Source organism: Gottfriedia acidiceleris, assembly GCF_002128425.1.
In the GTDB taxonomy this organism is placed as follows: domain Bacteria; phylum Bacillota; class Bacilli; order Bacillales; family Bacillaceae_G; genus Gottfriedia; species Gottfriedia acidiceleris.
The window spans coordinates 1-581 of the sequence record NZ_NESS01000043.1; the positions used below are offsets into that span (position 1 = coordinate 1).

Below are 581 nucleotides of genomic sequence, written 5' to 3' on the forward strand. Positions count from 1 at the left end.
ATGTGTTACGAACCGCAAACGGTAAGGCGTGTTTTTATTCCGAAAGGAAAAGGAAAAACCAGACCATTAGGGATTCCGACAATTTGGGATCGAATCTTTCAACAATGTATACTTCAAATTTTAGAGCCAATATGTGAAGCAAAATTCCATAAACATAGTTATGGGTTCAGACCGAATCGTAGCACACACCATGCGAAAGCTAGATTCGAGTTTCTTATAAATCGAGTTGGACTCCACCATTGTATAGATGTAGATATAAAGGGCTTCTTTGATAACGTTAATCATAGTAAATTACTAAAGCAAATGTGGTCACTAGGCATAAGGGATAAACCACTTCTTTCTATTATATCTAAACTGTTAAAAGCAGAAATTGAAGGTGTAGGTATTCCTACAAGAGGTACCCCACAAGGAGGAATATTATCTCCTCTACTTTCCAACATTGTATTAAATGAGTTGGATTGGTGGATAAGTAAACAATGGGAAACGTTTGAAAGTAACCATACATACTTAAGCAATGGCAGCAAGTATAAGTCCTTAAAGAAAACAGGATTGAAAGAGTGCTTTATCGTTCGCTACGCGGA

The 581-nt window shown here is 36.8% G+C and carries 1 protein-coding gene; it reads left to right on the top strand.

From position 1 onward, the window contains the following. On the top strand, nucleotides 1-581 hold a 581-nt coding region (locus B6K90_RS23285), incomplete at both ends, for a reverse transcriptase domain-containing protein (RefSeq protein ID WP_268876056.1).